16 protein-coding genes are annotated in these 15,396 nt (G+C 67.3%); 9 read left to right on the plus strand and 7 right to left on the minus strand.

All coding sequences use genetic code 11. The annotated features are described in order from the left end of the window. The first annotated feature begins 184 nt into the window (after positions 1–184). The 9 genes from AC5P6X_RS17245 to AC5P6X_RS17285 all read left to right on the plus strand — a co-directional run bounded on the left by AC5P6X_RS17245 (position 185) and on the right by AC5P6X_RS17285 (position 7,528). A complete protein-coding gene (locus AC5P6X_RS17245; RefSeq protein ID WP_005408126.1) occupies positions 185–580 on the plus strand; it encodes a diacylglycerol kinase in 396 nt (131 codons plus the stop codon). A gap of 33 nt (positions 581–613) precedes the next feature. After that, the gene (locus AC5P6X_RS17250) at positions 614–1,363 is read left to right on the plus strand and encodes a TerC family protein (protein ID WP_005408127.1); all 750 of its coding nucleotides are present in this window, start codon (positions 614–616) and stop codon (positions 1,361–1,363) included. Positions 1,364–1,587: 224 nt separating this feature from the next. Further along, entirely contained in the window at positions 1,588–2,748 is a 1,161-nt protein-coding gene (locus AC5P6X_RS17255; protein WP_012479186.1) for an MFS transporter, read from the plus strand. A gap of 547 nt (positions 2,749–3,295) precedes the next feature. Beyond that, positions 3,296–3,916 (plus strand): LemA family protein, encoded by a 621-nt coding sequence (locus tag AC5P6X_RS17260; protein ID WP_012479189.1) that lies wholly within the window; start codon positions 3,296–3,298, stop codon positions 3,914–3,916. A gap of 3 nt (positions 3,917–3,919) precedes the next feature. Further along, complete coding sequence (locus AC5P6X_RS17265; RefSeq protein WP_149500727.1) at positions 3,920–4,807, plus strand: TPM domain-containing protein; 888 nt, start codon at positions 3,920–3,922, stop codon at positions 4,805–4,807. Beyond that, positions 4,807–5,301 carry a TPM domain-containing protein gene (locus AC5P6X_RS17270; RefSeq protein ID WP_033834745.1) on the plus strand — a complete coding sequence of 165 codons (495 nt, stop codon included), beginning with the start codon at positions 4,807–4,809 and terminating at the stop codon, positions 5,299–5,301. The genes AC5P6X_RS17265 and AC5P6X_RS17270 overlap by 1 nt, the downstream gene beginning before the upstream one ends. A gap of 51 nt (positions 5,302–5,352) precedes the next feature. Next, positions 5,353–6,240 carry a prolipoprotein diacylglyceryl transferase gene (lgt, locus tag AC5P6X_RS17275; RefSeq protein WP_012479192.1) on the plus strand — a complete coding sequence of 296 codons (888 nt, stop codon included), beginning with the start codon at positions 5,353–5,355 and terminating at the stop codon, positions 6,238–6,240. Beyond that, complete coding sequence (locus AC5P6X_RS17280) at positions 6,237–7,031, plus strand: thymidylate synthase (RefSeq protein WP_495215541.1); 795 nt, start codon at positions 6,237–6,239, stop codon at positions 7,029–7,031. Before lgt ends, AC5P6X_RS17280 begins: the two co-directional genes overlap by 4 nt. Positions 7,032–7,036: 5 nt before the next feature. Further along, positions 7,037–7,528, plus strand: coding sequence for a dihydrofolate reductase (locus AC5P6X_RS17285; RefSeq protein ID WP_024958640.1), 492 nt, complete (start codon positions 7,037–7,039; stop codon positions 7,526–7,528). A 125-nt stretch (positions 7,529–7,653) separates the two neighbouring features. Here the strand turns inward: AC5P6X_RS17285 and AC5P6X_RS17290 are convergent, their stop codons facing one another. The 7 genes from AC5P6X_RS17290 to lptD are packed head-to-tail and all read right to left on the minus strand — an operon-like array spanning position 7,654 to position 15,376. Then, on the minus strand, positions 7,654–8,316 hold the full coding sequence (locus AC5P6X_RS17290; RefSeq protein WP_033834748.1) for a DUF1287 domain-containing protein: 663 nt from the start codon (positions 8,314–8,316) through the stop codon (positions 7,654–7,656). After that, a complete protein-coding gene (locus AC5P6X_RS17295; RefSeq protein ID WP_329757239.1) occupies positions 8,313–9,338 on the minus strand; it encodes a symmetrical bis(5'-nucleosyl)-tetraphosphatase in 1,026 nt (341 codons plus the stop codon). The genes AC5P6X_RS17290 and AC5P6X_RS17295 overlap by 4 nt, the downstream gene beginning before the upstream one ends. Positions 9,339–9,353: 15 nt before the next feature. Continuing rightward, positions 9,354–9,737 (minus strand): Co2+/Mg2+ efflux facilitator ApaG/CorD, encoded by a 384-nt coding sequence (apaG, locus tag AC5P6X_RS17300; protein WP_005412297.1) that lies wholly within the window; start codon positions 9,735–9,737, stop codon positions 9,354–9,356. Between the two features lie 13 nt (positions 9,738–9,750). Then, a complete protein-coding gene (gene rsmA / locus AC5P6X_RS17305) occupies positions 9,751–10,554 on the minus strand; it encodes a 16S rRNA (adenine(1518)-N(6)/adenine(1519)-N(6))-dimethyltransferase RsmA (RefSeq protein WP_049450132.1) in 804 nt (267 codons plus the stop codon). Continuing rightward, entirely contained in the window at positions 10,551–11,531 is a 981-nt protein-coding gene (gene pdxA / locus AC5P6X_RS17310; protein WP_049450134.1) for a 4-hydroxythreonine-4-phosphate dehydrogenase PdxA, read from the minus strand. The genes rsmA and pdxA overlap by 4 nt, the downstream gene beginning before the upstream one ends. 3 nt (positions 11,532–11,534) lie before the next feature. Further along, positions 11,535–12,878 (minus strand): peptidylprolyl isomerase, encoded by a 1,344-nt coding sequence (locus tag AC5P6X_RS17315; protein ID WP_005408141.1) that lies wholly within the window; start codon positions 12,876–12,878, stop codon positions 11,535–11,537. Beyond that, entirely contained in the window at positions 12,875–15,376 is a 2,502-nt protein-coding gene (gene lptD / locus AC5P6X_RS17320; protein ID WP_088436781.1) for an LPS-assembly protein LptD, read from the minus strand. The genes AC5P6X_RS17315 and lptD overlap by 4 nt, the downstream gene beginning before the upstream one ends. Positions 15,377–15,396 lie beyond the last annotated feature (20 nt).

Genomic DNA, 15,396 nt, shown 5'->3' on the forward strand with positions numbered 1-15,396 from the left:
ATCATAGAAGCTGGGGCGGGCCGGGGCTTGCCCCTGGCGGTCCATTCACCGGGCCGGTGCCGGGATGCGGCTGGTGGCCTTGTGGCAAAATGGCGGCCATCTGCCTATTCCTGTGCACCCATGATTCCCTGCCGTGCGTCTGAGCGGTCGCTGCGCCGCGCCCCTGTTGCTGGATGTTCCACCCGTGGCTGATCAGTTCGGCCATCTGCCCCGCGGCCCGCGCCGCATCTTCCAGGCCGCCCGCTGGTCCTGGCAGGGCCTGCGCGCCGCCTGGCTGCACGAATCGTCGTTCCGGCTGGAGGTCTACCTGCTGATCCTGCTGGCCCCGGTCGCGGTCTGGCTGGGGCAGACGCCGGTCGAGCGTGCGCTGATGATCGGTTCGATGCTGCTGGTGCTGGCGATGGAACTGGCCAACTCGGCGATCGAGGCGGTGATCGAACGTTACGGCAGCGAAATCCACGAGTTGGCTGGCCGCGCCAAGGACATGGGCTCGGCGGCGGTGTTCGTGCTGATGATGAACGTGCTGTTGTGCTGGGCCCTGGTCGTGGTTCCGCACGCGCTGGCCGGCAGCTACGGCTGAAACCCCATTCCCCCACTGCCTTGAAGAGATTCCATGTCCTTTGAGTTCCTCGCCGACCCCAATGCCTGGGTAACCCTGTTCACGCTCAGCGCGCTGGAAATCGTGCTCGGCATCGACAACCTGGTATTCATTTCCATCGCGGTCAGCAAGCTGCCGGAAGAACGTCGCCCGTTCGCACGCAAGCTCGGTATCGCCGTGGCCTGCATCACCCGTATCGGTCTGCTGGTGTCGCTTGCGTATCTGGCGCACATGGCGGCCAACCTGTTCACGGTGGCCGGCATGGGCATCTCCATCCGTGACCTGGTGCTGATCGTCGGTGGCCTGTTCCTGATCATCAAGGGCTGCATGGAGATCAAGGAACTGATCAGCGGCGGCGAGGATGAAGATCCGAGCACCACCAAGGCCTCGGCCGTGTTCGGCTACGTGATCGCGCAGATCGCGGTGATCGACATCGTGTTCTCGCTGGACTCGGTGATCACCGCGGTTGGCATCGCCGACCACATCCCGGTCATGGTCGCCGCCATCCTGCTGTCGGTGTTGGTGATGCTGCTGGCCGCCAACCCGCTGGGCCGCTTCATCGACGCCAACCCGACCGTGAAGATGCTGGCGCTGGCCTTCATCCTGATGATCGGTGCGGTGCTGATCCTGGACGGCCTGGACGTGCACGTGCCCAAGCCCTACATCTACGCCGCGATGGGCTTCTCGGTGCTGGTGGAATGGCTGAACCTGCTGATGCGCCGTCGCGCGCGCGAGCACAACGTGCCGGGCGCTGGTAACTGGTAAGCGCCTCTGGCATGTAAGTCCCTCAGAACCCCCGGCCCGGCCGGGGGTTCTGCGTTTGTGGGGGGCACGGCTCTGCTACGGCGCTGCGGTTTTTGCACTTGCAGCGGGTTTCCGTGCCTCACTTGTGAACCAGAATCAACAGTGTTTTCCCGGGGCGAGGCTTAATCCGCCACAGCAAAGCGCGCAGGCTACGCACTCCCGAATCCCTCCCCCAGGACCCCCCCATGAATTCCAGAGCGGCCTTGCTGGCGCTTGCCGTCGGCGCCTTCGCCATCGGAACCACCGAGTTTGCGCCGATGGGCCTGTTGCCGGTCATCGCCGACGGCGTGGGCGTGGGCATTCCCACTGCCGGCATGCTGATCACCGCTTACGCCGTGGGCGTGATGCTGGGCGCACCGGTGATGACCCTGCTGATGGGCCGCTTCGGCAAGCGCACCGCGCTGATGCTGCTGATGTCGATCTTCGTGGTCGGCAACCTGCTCTCGGCACTGGCCCCGAACTACGGCCTGCTGTTGCTGTCGCGCCTGGTCACCAGCCTCAACCACGGTGCCTTCTTCGGCATCGGTGCGGTGGTTGCCGCCAGCCTGGTGCCGAAGGACAAGCAGGCCGCCGCCGTGGCCACCATGTTCATGGGCCTGACCATCGCCAATATCGGCGGCGTGCCGCTGGCGACCTGGGTGGGCCAGCAACTGGGCTGGCGCCTGTCCTTCGCCGGTACTGCAGTGTTGGGCCTGATTGCGATCACCGCGCTCGGCTTCGCGCTGCCGGCATCTGCACCGGGGCCGCGCCCGGACGTGCGCCGCGAACTGAAGGCCATCCTGCAGCCGCAGGTACTGCTGGCGATGGGCACCACGGTGCTCGGCGCGGGTGCGATGTTCACTCTGTACACCTACGTGGCGCCGGTGCTGACCGAACTGACCGGCGCCTCCAACACCTTCATCGCGATGTCGCTGGCCCTGATCGGTATCGGCTTCACGTTTGGCAATGGCATCGGTGGGCGCATGGCCGACTGGTCGCTTGATGGCGCGACCCGCATCCTGCTGGCGGTCCTGGCCGTGCTGATGTTCGTGCTGCCGCTGGCCTTCATGCACCACGCCACTGCGGCGCTGGGCGTGCTGCTGTTCGGCGCGGCGACCTTCGCCATCGTGCCGCCGCTGCAGATCCGGGTGATGCAGGCGGCGAGCGAGGCGCCGGGCCTGGCGTCGTCGATCAACGTGGGTGCGTTCAACCTCGGCAATGCGGTGGGTGCCGCGCTGGGGGGCGCGGTGATCAGCTCGGGTTTGGGTTACGCGGCGATTCCGGTGGCCGGTGGCCTGCTGGCGGCATCGGGCCTGCTGCTGGCGTGGCTGGGGCGTCCCCGCACTGCGGTGGCTGAGGCCTGCTGAGGGGTGTTGGATTCCGGCAGGGCTTGCAGCCCTGCACCCGCTGCAATCAACGTCAACGTCAACGGCAAAAGCCTGCATTCCGTGGGTTGGCGGGGTGGGTCCGGTGGCGGGGGACGCCGTAAACCCGTCCCTGGGGGCTTGGCCGCGGCATCCATGCCGCGGACACCCCCGCCACCGGACCCACCCCGCCTTCGACAATTTCCCGCGGTCTGCCGGAACGGCGTTCCGCTCCGGTAGGTGTCGACCTTGGTCGACACGAATGCCTGAAGAACCGCGTTTTGCTTTTGATTTTTCTTTTGATCTTCCCGCGGTGCGCAGGAAATTGTCCGTGGCCGGGAGGGTGGGTTGGCTGGGGGCGTGAGCCGCATGGATGCGGCGATCAAGCTTACATGGCCGTACTTGCCGCGCCCCCGAGCCAACCCCCCCTCCCGACCGACCCCGATAACGCTTCCTCGCCAACCACCGCGGAGGGGGGGCGGCGCCCGATGGCCGGTCTTTCACCCGAACCGTGGCATGCTCGGTGCCCAGTCCACCCGGAACCTCCGCCATGCGCCTGTTCACCCGTGTCCTGCCCCTGATGCTGCTGGCCTCCCTGCTGTCCGGCTGCGGCTACAACGCCATCCAGCAGAAGGATGAAGCGGTCAAGGCCAGCTGGTCCGAAGTGCTCAACCAGTACAAGCGCCGCGCCGATCTGGTGCCCAACCTGGTGCAGACCGTGAAGGGCTTCGCCAGCCAGGAAGAGCGCGTGCTGACCGAAGTCACCAACGCCCGCTCGCGTGTTGGCCAGATCAACGTCAACGCCGACGACGAAGCCTCGCTCAAGCAGTTCCAGCAGGCCCAGGGTGAACTCGGCAGCGCACTGTCGCGGCTGCTGGTGGTCACCGAGAACTACCCGGTGCTGAAGTCGGACCAGAACTTCCGCGACCTGCAGGCCCAGCTGGAAGGCACTGAAAACCGCATCACCGTCGCCCGCGGCCGCTACATCCAGCAGGTGCAGGACTACAACACCTACATCCGCTCGTTCCCGCAGGTGATCACCGCCAAGATCTTCGGTTACAAGACCAAGCCGAACTTCACCGTGGAAAACGAAGCGCAGATCTCCAACGCGCCGGCGGTCGATTTCGGCAGCGCGCCGCAGCAGCAGCCGGCACCGCAGCCGGGCCACTGACCCATGCGCCTGGCCACTGCGCTCCTGGCCCTGCTGCTGTGGCTGCCGCTGGCTTCGCATGCACAGCAGCTCGCTCCGATTCCGGCGCTGGATTCGCCGGTGGTCGATACCACCGGCACGCTGGACGCCACGCAGAAGCAGGCGCTGGTGCAGCAGGCGATTGAGCTGCAGCAGCGCAAGGGCAGCCAGCTGCAGGTGCTGGTGGTGCCCACCACCCAGCCGGAAGACATCGCGCAGTACACCACGCGGGTCTTCGACCAGTGGCAGATCGGCCGCAAGGGCGTGGACGACGGGGTGCTGCTGGTGGTGGCCAAGGACGACCGGCGCGTGCGCATTGAACCCGGTTATGGTCTGGAGGGAGCGATTCCCGATGCCATCGCCAACCGGGTCATCCAGGAGTACCTGGTGCCGCGCTTCCGCAGCGGCGACTACGCCGGTGGCATCACCGACGCCACGGCGGTGCTGGTCAAGCTGATCGACGGTGAAGCGCTGCCGGCGCCGGTCAGCGGCCATCGCGGGCGTGAGCCCAGCGGCGGTGGCGATACTTGGTTCCTGACGCTGTTCATCGGTGTGTTCGCCGGCAGCATCCTGCGCGGGATCTTCTCGCGCGTGCCGCGTCCGCTGCGTGGCCTGCTCGGCGGTGCCGGTGCGGCGCTGGCGGCATTCCTGTTCACCTCCACACTACTCGCCAGTGGCCTGGCTGGCGTCGTGGGCCTGATTGTTGCCATGCTCTCCGGTCACCCGGGCCGCTTTGCCGGTGGCGGTGGCTGGGGCGGTGGCAGCTGGGGCGGCGGAGGCGGCTTCGGCGGGGGCGGTGGATTCGGCGGCGGCGGCGGTTGGGGCGGCGGCGGTGGCCGCTCCGGCGGTGGTGGTGCTTCGGGGGGCTGGTGATGATCCAACGACTGTGTCGTCATGTATTTTCGCCGTCGGTACGGCGCGCGTTCCCGCCGGCCACGCTGCAGGCGATCACCGAGGCCATCGCAGCCGGTGAGCAGCGCCACGGTGGCCAGGTGATGTTCGCGGTGGAAGCGGACCTGCCGCTGGCCGCGCTGTGGCACAAGGTCACCCCGCGCCAGGCCGCCGAACATGCCTTCGCGCGCCTGCGCACCTGGGATACCACCCACAACAACGGTGTGCTGATCTACCTGCTGCTGGCCGACCACGCCATCGAGATCGTCGCCGACCGTGGCCTGCAGGGCCGGGTCAGCCCGGCACAATGGCAGCGGGTCTGCACCCACCTGCGCGAGGGCCTGCGTGGCTCCAATCCGGTGGAAGCGCTGCAGGATGCCATCGACGAGGTCTCCAGCCTGATCGAAGGGCACTTTCCGGCCTCGACCCGGTCGAACGATGACGCGTTGCCGAACTCGCCCCAGCTCCTTGGTTGAGCCGGGGCGGCACTGGCCCGAGAATAGGCGTTCAACCGCAAGGCACCTTCCATGATCTATTTCCACGACATCGACCCCATCGCCCTCTCGCTGGGGCCGATCAAGGTGCATTGGTACGGCATCATGTACCTGTTGGGCTTCACCGCCGCCTGGCTGCTGGGACGCAAGCGCATCGCCGCCGGCCGCCTGCCGGGCGTCGACGCCAATGGTTTCTCCGACCTGCTGTTCTACGCCATGCTCGGCGTGGTGCTGGGCGGGCGCATCGGCTACATGCTGTTCTACGCGCTGGGCGATTTCCTGCACAACCCGCTGCTGCTGTTCAAGGTGTGGGATGGCGGCATGAGTTTCCACGGCGGCCTGCTGGGCGTGCTGGGCGCCTGCTGGTGGTGGTCGCGCAAGCACAAGCTGCATTTCTTCGACACCATGGATTTCATGGCGCCGCTGGTGCCGCTGGGCCTGGGCTTCGGCCGCATCGGCAACTTCATCGGTGCCGAGCTGTGGGGCAAGTACACCGACGGCACGTGGGGCGTGGTGTTCCCGTCCGGCCTGCCGGCGCCGCTGAACCAGCTGGACCACGCGACCCTGCAGGCGCAGTTCGCCACCGGCGCGCTGAACCAGTTCGCGCGCCATCCGTCGCAGCTGTATGAAGCCTTCCTGGAAGGCCTGGTGATGTTCGTGGTGCTGTGGGCCGTGTCGGCCAAGCCGCGCCACCGTTACCTGGTCGGCGGTCTGTTCGCGCTGATGTACGGACTGTTCCGCTTCGCGGTGGAGTTCGTCCGCATGCCCGACAACGGCGTCTACGTGGCCTTCGACTGGCTGACCCGTGGCCAGATCCTCAGCCTGCCGCTGATTGCCTTCGGCCTGGTGCTGCTGGTGATGTCGCGCCGTGCGCCGGTACTGCAGCCGCAGCTGCCGGTGACTGCCGGGGGCAAGGCATGAAGGCTTACCTGGACCTGCTCTCGCATGTGCTCGAGCACGGCGCCGAGAAGAGCGACCGCACCGGCACCGGTACCCGCAGCGTGTTCGGCTGGCAGATGCGTTTCAACCTGGCCGACGGCTTCCCGCTGGTCACCACCAAGAAGCTGCACCTGCGCTCGATCATCCACGAGCTGCTGTGGTTCCTGAAGGGCGACACCAACATCGGCTACCTGAAGGACAACCAGGTGCGGATCTGGGACGAGTGGGCCGACGAGAACGGCGATCTCGGCCCGGTGTACGGCAAGCAGTGGCGCAGCTGGGCCACCGCCGATGGCCGTGAGATCGATCAGATGCAGTGGCTGGTCGACGAGATCAAGCGCAACCCCGATTCGCGGCGGCTGGTGGTCAGCGCCTGGAACGTGGGCGAGCTTTCGCAGATGGCGCTGATGCCGTGCCACAACCTGTTCCAGTTCTACGTGGTGGACGGCAAGCTCAGCTGCCAGCTGCACCAGCGCAGCGGCGACATCTTCCTCGGCGTGCCGTTCAACATCGCCAGCTACGCGCTGCTGACCCACATGGTGGCGCAGGCCACCGGCCTGGGCGTGGGCGATTTCGTGCATACGCTGGGCGACGCGCACCTGTATTCGAACCACTTCGAGCAGGCGCGCGAGCAGCTGTCGCGTGAACCGCGCGCGCTGCCCAAGCTGTGGTTGAACCCGGAGGTGACCGATCTGTTCGGCTTCCAGTTCGACGACATCCGCATCGACGGCTACGATCCGCACCCGGCCATCAAGGCGCCGGTGGCGGTATGAGCGCGATGAAGCTGTCGATGATCGTGGCGCTGGATCGCAACCGTGGCATCGGTCAGGGCAATGCCATGCCCTGGCACCTGCCGGATGATTTCAAGCACTTCAAGGCGCTCACCCTGGGCAAGCCGATCCTGATGGGCCGCAAGACGGCCGAATCGATCGGCCGCGTGCTGCCGGGACGGACCAACCTGGTGCTGACCCGCAGCGGCCAGGTGCCGTTCGAGGGCATGCGCGCGGTGGCGTCGCTGGACGAGGCGAAGGCGATTGCCGAAGGCGAGGGCGCCAGCGAGCTGTGCATCATCGGCGGCGGCGAGATCTTCCACCAGCTGCTGGACCAGGCCAGTGACCTGTACCTGACCTGGGTGGATGCCGAAATCCCCGCTGATACCCATTTCCCCGAAGTCGACATGCAGGACTGGCGGGAAGTGAGCAGCGAGCCGCACCCGGCCGACGAACGCCATGCCTACGCGTTCCGCTTCGCGCACTACGTGCGCCGCTGATCGCGCAAATACCAACGAAAACACCGACGGGGATGTCGACGGGGTAGAGTCGACTGTTGGTCGACTGCTCTCGGCGGTCACCCGAAAAACCCACGCTGCGCGCGATAGTCGACTGACAGTCGACTCTACCTGGGCTGTCGCTGCGGCATCCGGTAATGCCCGATGATGGCGTGCTGGAACAACAGGTTCTCTTCGCGCGTGCCGCGCGCGATGTTGTGCAGCACCAGCGGCGTGCCATTGGCCAGCCGCCGGTCGGAGACGATGCCCACGTGCAGCAGGCCGTTGCCGTTGAGCTTCCAGGCGACGATGTCGCCGGCCGCATAGTCGGTGGCGGCGGCCGTGATCGGTTGCTGCCAGCCCTGCCGTTCGAACCAGCGCATCAGGTTCGGCACACGGCGATGATCGATGTTGCGGTCCGGCCGTGACAGGCCCCAGATCGCGGGATAGGCACTGAAATTGCCGCGCATGTCTTCATGCACGCGCGCCTGCAGGTCCAGGCCCTGGCTGCGCAGGGCACGCACCACCACGTCGGTGCACACGCCGCGATCAACCGGAACGTCGCCGCCGGGATAGGCCAGCACCTGATAGGCAGGGTCGTAGCGGGTGGTGACGCCGACCTGTGCGCGCGCCGCTGCCACCAGCGGCGGCGAAGGCGCCTGCGGCTGCGATGGCGTGAGGCCGGCGTTTCCGCCGTCGGCGGGGGCCGGGGCCGAAGGGGGCTGGCAGCCGCTGGCCAGGGCCACCGTCAGCAGCAGCACCGTCCATGGTGCCCCACCGCGCCGCGTCATGCCTGCGGCGGGGGACTGTTGCTGCCGGGGCCCGCAGAGCCACCACCCGCGCCGCCGCCACGGCGCCGACGACGGCGTGGGCCGCGGTTGCCCGGGTTGGCGGCCGGGGTGTTGCCGCCGCCCTGTTCCTTGCCCTGCGCCGATGCCGCCGGGCGCTCGTGCGCCGGTCGCGCTGGCGGGCGTGCGTTGGGCACGGGTGCGGGGACATCGCGGCCCGGCACCTGCACCACGCGCAGTTCATCGGTATCGAGCTGGATCGCGGTCAGCTTGCCGCCCCAGACTGCGCCGGTGTCGATGGCATGCACGCCCTGGGTGATGGTCAGGCCCAGCGCCGACCAGTGGCCGCAGACGATCTTCAGATCGCGCTCGACCCGGCCCGGCACTTCGAACCAGGGGTACAGTCCCTGTTCCTGCGTGCCCGGCGTGCCCTTGTCCTCGATGCCGATGCGCCCGCGCGGGGTGCAGTAGCGCATGCGGGTGAGCACATTGATGATCGCGCGTGAACGGTCGTAGCCGGACAGGTTCGGTGCCCAGCTCGGCTTGTCGCCGTACATGTTGCGGAACAGCTTGCGGTAGCCGGCACCGTGCAGTTGCGCCTCGACCTCGGCGGCATGCTTTTCGCCCATCTGCGTGGTCCACTTCGGCGCCAGGCCGGCGTGCACCATCATCCAGCCCAGCTCGCGGTCCACGTGCACCAGCTTCTGCAGGCGCAGCCAGTCCAGCAGTTCGTCGCGGTCCTCGGCCTGCACGATGCGCAGCAGGTCCGGGTTGACCTTGCGCTGTTCCTCTTCGGTGCGTGCACCGACGGCCAGCAGCGAAAGGTCATGGTTGCCCAGCACCACCACGCTGTGCTCGCGCAGCGAATGCACCAGCCGCAGCGTTTCCAGCGACTGGCCACCGCGGTTGACCAGGTCGCCGCAGAACCACAGGGTGTCCTGCGCCGGGTCGAAGCGGATCTTCTCCAGCAGCCGCTGGGTGACGTCATAGCAGCCCTGCAGGTCGCCGATCGCCCACACACTCATCGTCCGGCCTCCGTGTCAGTGCAGGGTACGCGGGATGGCCAGCACGAAAGGTGCGACCGGCGCGGCAAATTCGGTGCCGTCGTCGGCGACCATGTCGTAGTGGCCCTGCATGGTCCCGTGATCGGTCCCCAGCATGACACCGGACGTGTAATGGAAGTCTTCACCGGGACGCAGGCGTGGCTGCTCGCCGATCACCCCGTCGCCATCGACATGCTCGACGCGGCCGTTGGCATCGGTGATGCGCCAGTGGCGTGCGACCAGGCGCGCGGCAACACGCCCCTGGTTGTGGATGCGGATCGTGTAGGCGAACGCATAGCGTCCGTCTTCCGGCGCGGATTGATCGTCGAGGAAGCGCGGTGCGACTTCGACGGAGATGGCGTAAACGTCAGCGTCTTCCATACCGGCAGTGTAATCAGGAGGCATTGGCCAAAGCGATGAATTCGGCCACGTCCAGCTGTTCGGCGCGGGCATCGGGACGCACGCCGGCGGCAACGAACTGTTCGGCGGACACCACGTTGTTCAGGGCGTTGCGCAGGGTCTTGCGGCGCTGCCCGAAGGCGGCCTTGACCACCTCGGCGAAACGCTTGTGGTCGTTGATGTTGATCGTGGCCGGGTCACGCGGCAACAGCCGCACCACGGCCGAATCGACTTTCGGCGGCGGCCGGAACGCGCCCGGCGGCACCACGAACAGCGAGGTCACCTGGCAGTAGGCCTGCAGCATCACGCTGAGACGGCCGTACACCTTGCTGCCGGGGCCGGCGGCCATGCGGTCGACCACTTCCTTCTGCAGCATGAAATGCATGTCGCGGATCACCGCGGCATGTTCCAGTGCATGGAACAGGATCGGCGAGGAGATGTTGTAGGGCAGGTTGCCGACCAGGCGGATCGGCTGGCCGGCGGCCAGCTCGGTGAAGTCCACGCGCAGCACGTCGCGGTGGACGATGGTCAGCTCGCCCAGCGGCTCGGCGGCGGCGGTCAGCGGCGCGATCAGGTCACGGTCGAACTCGATCACCGTCAGTTTCGGATGCACGCGCAGCAGCGGCAGCGTGATCGCGCCCTGGCCGGGACCGATCTCGACCAGGCGGTCACCGTCTTTCGGGTTGACCGCCATCACGATCTTGTCGATGTAGTGGCGGTCGGCCAGGAAATGCTGGCCAAGCTGCTTCTTGGCCGGGGCGGTGAACACCGGGCCGGAGGGGGAATGCGGGGAATTCATGCGCTCAGTGTACGTTGCCGCGCAAGCTGCGCACACAACGTCGTTGCCGCCTGCAGGCTGGAAGGGTCGGCAACGCCACGGCCGGCAAGGTCCAGCGCGGTGCCGTGGTCCACTGCAACGCGTGGGTAGGGCAGGCCCAGGGTCAGGTTCACCGCCTGCTCGAAGCCCGAGTACTTCAGCACCGGCAGGCCCTGGTCGTGGTACATCGCCAGCACGGTGTCGAAGCCGGCCAGCTTGGCCGGCAGGAAGGCGGTATCGGCTGGCAGCGGCCCGATCAGGTCCATGCCCTCCGCGCGCAGGCGCTGCAGCAGCGGGATGACCAGGTCCAGTTCCTCGCGGCCCAGATGGCCGTCTTCGCCGGCGTGCGGGTTCAGGCCGAGCACGGCGATGCGTGGCGCGGGCAGGCCGAACTCGCGGCGCAGCGCGGCGTGCACGGTGCGAAGGGTGTGTTCCAGGCTGGGCGTGGTGATCGCGTCGGCCACCTCGCGCAGTGGCAGGTGGGTGGTGGCCAGGGCCACGCGCACGATGTGGTTGGCCAGCATCATCACCACCTTCACCCCAGCCTGGTCGGCCAGCAGTTCGGTGGTGCCGCTGTAGGCGATGCCGCCTTCGTTGATGACGGCCTTGTGCACCGGGCCGGTCACCACGCCGTGCAGTTCGCCTGACAGACAGGCCTGGCCGGCACCGAGCAGGGCGCCGATGACCGCGCCGGCATTGGCCGGATCGGCCTGGCCGAAACGGCTCGGGGTGGCATTGGCCACCACGCGCAGGCGCAGGTCGCCGGGGACGCGCGCTTCGGCATCCTCGGGCAGCAGTTGCAGCGGCAGGTTCAGCGCGGCCGCGGCCGCGCGCAGGGTGTCCGGGTCGGCGAAGGCCAGCAGCCGGCAATCTTCACGCGGCTGCTGGACGAGGCGGACGCACAGCTCCGGGCCGATCCCGGCCGGCTCGCCCGGTACCAGAGCGAGCTCGGGGCGCATCGATCAGGACTGCGGCGGCGTGGCGGTGTTTTCCGCGCGGTCGCCACTGCGGAAGCTGACGTAGGCTTCGCCGCGCAGTTCCTGCAGGAAGCGGTTGTACTCGTCTTCCAGCTTGCGGCGGCCAATGGTCTCGCGGACCTGGGCACGCTGGTTGTCGTTGGTCACGTCGGTCTGGCGAGTGGCCACGCGCTGCAGGATGTGCCAACCGGCATCGGTGCGGAACGGCTGGCTGACGCCGCCGTCCTGGATGGCGGCCACCTGCTGGCCAAAGGCCGGACCGAACGCATCGGCCGGGAACCAGCCCAGATCGCCGCCCTGGCCCTTGCTGTTGTTGTCCTCGGAGGACTCCTTGGCCACGGTCTCGAAGTCCGCGCCACCGGCAATGCGGGCACGCAGGGTATCGATCTTGGCTTTGGCGGCCGCGTCGGTCTGATGATCGTCCACGCGCACCAGGATGTGGCGACCGTGGTACTCGGTGACGGTGCTGGCGCCAGCGGTGGCGCTGGCATCACGCACTTCCACCAGCTTCAACAGCTGGAAGCCGCTGGGGCCACGGATCGGGCCGACCACTTCGCCGGGCTTCATCTTTTCCATCATCTGCGCGAAGGCCTGCGGGATTTCATCCAGGCTGCGCCAGCCCAGGTCGCCGCCTTCCAGCGCATTGGGGCTGTCGGAATAGCGCACGGCCGCCGCGTTGAAGTCCAGCTCGCCCTTGTCCAGCAGGGCCTTGACGCCATCGGCCTTCTTCTGGCCGGTGGCGATCTGGTCGGCGTTGGCGCCGTCCGGCAACGCGACCAGGATGTGCGCCAGGTGGTACTGGTTGCCTACCGTGGCCTGCTGCTTCAGCGCGGCATCGACTTCACCCTCGCTGACGCTGATGCGGCTCTGCGCGAAGCTCTGGCGCAGGCGCTGCACGGTGATCTCATCACGCACCGATGCGCGGAAATCGTTGAAATCGATGCCGTCGTGGGCCAGGCGCTGGCGCAGGGCGTCCAGGTTCGAACCGTTCTGCTGGGCGATGGAGTTCATCGCCTGGTTCAGCTCCTGGTCGCTGACACGGATGCCGCTGCCCTGGGCGCGGGCCACCTGCAGCTTGACCAGCACCAGGCGCTCGAGCACCTGGCGGCTGAGCACGTCTTCCGGCGGCAGCTGGTTCTCCCGCCCGGCGTACTGCGCCTTGATGTTGGCGATCGCACGCTGGAGCTCGCTCTGCAGGATCACGTCCTCATCGACGACGGCGGCGATGCGGTCGAGCGGCTGCGCCTCCTGGGCAAGCACCTGCAGGGGGGCGGACACGCTGGACACCGCCAGCAGCGAGGCGAGTAGAACGGGGAAGCGCTTGGTCATGGGATCAGATTCGGATCGTAGTCATCGCGGGTCGCCCCGGTGTTGCTGGGCGGCACGAGATAGAGGTCGTCGCGGTTGTAGCCGAGGATAGCACGGCGCAGAGTGCGGTCCGTGTCCTGGCCGATGGAGCTCAGGCCCTTCAGGACGAACTCCACCTGGATGGAGTTGTTCATCTCGCCTTCGCGATTGCGGACATAGCGGCGGCCGACCACACGCACGGCCAGGCAGCAGCTGTCCCACTGGACACCGCCGATGATTTCCAGCGGCTCCTTGTCCTGCAGCGAGTAGTAATAGCGGCCGACGAGGCTCCAACGCGCATTCAGCGGGTACAGGAACGACAGGTCGGCCTGCTCCAGCAGGGTGCGGTCATGCTTGTTGGCACCGGGCAGAGCACCGGCATTGATGCGGTAGCGGTAGCTCAGGTTGACCACGCCGTCGTTGGGCATCAGGTAGCGGGCACGGACGCTGGCCAGATCCTCGCGCTTGTACTTCGGGTCCCACTGGTAGGTGGCGCCCAGGGTCCAGCGGTCGTTGATCATGTAGTTGCCATCGGCGATCCAGGCCGACTTGCCCTTTTCCACCGGGGCGCCGCCGGGGGTGACGGTCACCCGCGACTCATCGAAGTACTGGATCTGGCCGATCGAGGCCGAGAAACGTTCCTTGCCGGTGGTCTGGTCGATGAACCGGGTGCTCACCGCCAGGGTCAGCTGGTTGGCGTCGTTCTGGCGGTCGGCGCCGGTGTAGCGCGAGTCGCGGAACAGCTGGCCCCAGCTGAAGGTGAAGTCACGGGTGTCGAAGATCGGCAGCTCGTCCTGGTTGCGGTACGGCGTGCGCAGGTAGAACAGGCGCGGTTCCAGGGTCTGCAGGAACGACTTGCCGCGGATGCTGGTTTCGCGATCGAAGAACAGGCCGGCGTCGATGCTGCCGATCGGCAGGCTGCGGCTGGGCGAGGTATTGCCGCGCAGCTGCTCGGGCGTGGCCGTGTTCGGGTCGATGCCCTGCGAACTCAGGATCTGGGCCTGGATGCCTCTCACACCATCCACCAGGCCTCGGTCCAGCTGATAGGCGGTGTAGCGGTAGGCCAGGGTCGGGGTCACATACCAGGCCGCGCCGCTGATCGGGAACGACACATACGGCTTCACGTCCAATCGCGAACCGCCGCTGACACCGACGCCGTCGGTCCACTGCACTCCGTTGCGGGTGTACTGCAGATCCTTACCGGTGCCGACGGCGTTCTTGAAGTTGATGTCGTCGTGGGTGAAGCGCACCGCTTCGGCGTAGATGCCGGCTTCCAGCCAGGGCCGGACCGGCTTGTCCCAGTTGAAGTACAGGCGTGGCTGGCGGTTGTAGGGCAGGGCGCGCTCGTCGAGCGTGTAGTCGGTCAGCTGCCAGCGGTCGGCCATGATGCCGGCCGTCCAGTTCGTGCCGGTGCCATACAGGCCCACCGTGCTCTGCAGGTTGGAGGCGGTCACCCCCACCAGGCGGTTGGCGAAATCCTCGACATAGCGCTCGTCGCTGACCCAGGCCAGGTTGGCGCGGGCCTGCCAGTGGCTGTCCACGTTGTGGTAGCCGGTGAACATCACCCGGCCGCGGTCACGGTCACGCAGGCGGTCGTTGGGCATGAACGAGGTCAACACCTCGCCGCGGCCGCCGTTGTAGAGGTAGCGGAACTCGTTGTCGAGCAGCAGGCCGCGCCGGCTCATGTAGCGCGGGGTCAGCGTGTCGTCGTAGTTCGGCGCCAGGTTGAAGTAGATCGGCTGGGCGTAGTCGAAGCCGTTGCGCCCGGACATGCCCAGCTGCGGGAACAGCAGGCCGGTCTTGCGGCGATCATCGATCGGGAACTTGAAGTACGGCGCCCACAGCACCGGCACCTTGCCGATGCGCAGCACGGCGTTGCGCGCGGTGCCGAAGCCCTCGTCGTTGTCCACTTCGATCTGCGGCGCAGACAGCTTCCACACCGGCTGCGAGGGGTCGCACGTGGTGTAGGTGGAGCGGTGCATCTGGCCGACCGCACCCTGCAGGTCGACCGACTCGGCATCGCCGTTGCCCCGGCGCGACACCAGCTGGTACTTGATGTCGGAGATCTTGTGGGTATCGCTTTCCTGGTTGCCTTCGGCACGCTTGGCGACCATCCGGATCGACCCGTCCTGGTAGCGGACATTGCCGTCGGCGATGTAGTTGCCGGTCTCGGTGTCGAAGCTGAGCTTGTCAGTACCGACGAACTGGTCACCCCGGCGCAGCGCCACGTTGCCCTCGTACTGCGGCACGGTGGTGGTGCCCAGCAGCTGGTCACCCTCGATGTCGGTCGGCTGCTGCTCGCGGGCGGCCGCGGCGGCAGCCTTGTCCTGGGCCGGGACCGGGGTGGGGGCGTCAGTGAACGCGGGAATGACGTCGGTGGCCGGGCACAGGCCCCAGTTGAGCGGCTTTTCATCGGCCATCGCCGGCAGGCTGATGGCGATGCTAAGAGGCAGGGGAAGCAGGCGGAGGGCTCGGCGCACGCGGTTCGGATTCGGGCGAA

It is taken from the genome of Stenotrophomonas sp. YJH_SMC_40, from assembly GCF_059368615.1.

Bases quoted from the DNA above. Each gene is read 5' to 3' on its own strand.
- AC5P6X_RS17250 (WP_005408127.1), top strand. From the start codon at position 614: ATGTCCTTTGAGTTCCTCGCCGACCCCAATGCCTGGGTAACCCTGTTC.
- AC5P6X_RS17255 (WP_012479186.1), top strand. From the start codon at position 1,588: ATGAATTCCAGAGCGGCCTTGCTGGCGCTTGCCGTCGGCGCCTTCGCC.
- AC5P6X_RS17260 (WP_012479189.1), top strand. From the start codon at position 3,296: ATGCGCCTGTTCACCCGTGTCCTGCCCCTGATGCTGCTGGCCTCCCTG.
- AC5P6X_RS17265 (WP_149500727.1), top strand. From the start codon at position 3,920: ATGCGCCTGGCCACTGCGCTCCTGGCCCTGCTGCTGTGGCTGCCGCTG.
- AC5P6X_RS17270 (WP_033834745.1), top strand. From the start codon at position 4,807: ATGATCCAACGACTGTGTCGTCATGTATTTTCGCCGTCGGTACGGCGC.
- lgt (WP_012479192.1), top strand. From the start codon at position 5,353: ATGATCTATTTCCACGACATCGACCCCATCGCCCTCTCGCTGGGGCCG.
- AC5P6X_RS17280 (WP_495215541.1), top strand. From the start codon at position 6,237: ATGAAGGCTTACCTGGACCTGCTCTCGCATGTGCTCGAGCACGGCGCC.
- AC5P6X_RS17285 (WP_024958640.1), top strand. From the start codon at position 7,037: ATGAAGCTGTCGATGATCGTGGCGCTGGATCGCAACCGTGGCATCGGT.
- AC5P6X_RS17290 (WP_033834748.1), bottom strand. From the start codon at position 8,316: ATGACGCGGCGCGGTGGGGCACCATGGACGGTGCTGCTGCTGACGGTG.
- AC5P6X_RS17295 (WP_329757239.1), bottom strand. From the start codon at position 9,338: ATGAGTGTGTGGGCGATCGGCGACCTGCAGGGCTGCTATGACGTCACC.
- apaG (WP_005412297.1), bottom strand. From the start codon at position 9,737: ATGGAAGACGCTGACGTTTACGCCATCTCCGTCGAAGTCGCACCGCGC.
- rsmA (WP_049450132.1), bottom strand. From the start codon at position 10,554: ATGAATTCCCCGCATTCCCCCTCCGGCCCGGTGTTCACCGCCCCGGCC.
- pdxA (WP_049450134.1), bottom strand. From the start codon at position 11,531: ATGCGCCCCGAGCTCGCTCTGGTACCGGGCGAGCCGGCCGGGATCGGC.
- AC5P6X_RS17315 (WP_005408141.1), bottom strand. From the start codon at position 12,878: ATGACCAAGCGCTTCCCCGTTCTACTCGCCTCGCTGCTGGCGGTGTCC.